The 463-nt window shown below is 56.2% G+C and carries 1 protein-coding gene; it reads left to right on the top strand.

The genetic code is table 11. The annotated features are described in order from the left end of the window. On the top strand, positions 1–412 hold a 412-nt coding region (locus AWU74_RS08270; RefSeq protein ID WP_238580271.1), incomplete at its 5' end, for a hypothetical protein. Between the last annotated feature and the right edge of the window lie 51 nt (positions 413–463).

Raw genomic sequence — 463 nt, 5'->3', positions numbered from 1 at the left:
ATTCGACGACGGGGACTACGACTTCTACTTCAGGAGCGGCGCGCATGTGCACGGCGACTGCGACGGGTACAATTCGGAGCCGGGCGGCAAGACGACGATTTACGAATGGTCCCAGAGCGAAATTAACAAGTGGGAGAAACGCCTGTTCGCGGCGGGAGTCAAACCGGAAGTGTACCGCACGTCCAAACCCAAGCATTGCTGGGTGCGCTTCGACACCGATCTATTGAACGGAATCGGATATACGGGCAGAGACCGTTGGACGAACAATCCAGATAACGACATAGCGTTCGTTGCGGCCAAAGCGTATGACACGAACGAACTGCTCGATATGCTTCAGGAAGCGGATATAGCAACCGTCATCCCCCCGGTTAAAAGCCGGAAAGAGCAAAGAGCGTACAGTCATGAACTGTAGCGGGCACGGGACGTCACTGAAAATGTCTGCCGCGCACCTCAGAGCGGGCGG

It is taken from the genome of Treponema endosymbiont of Eucomonympha sp. (assembly GCF_001028545.1).
Note: the sequence above shows the minus strand (reverse complement) of the source record. Positions and strands in the feature narration are given on the sequence as shown.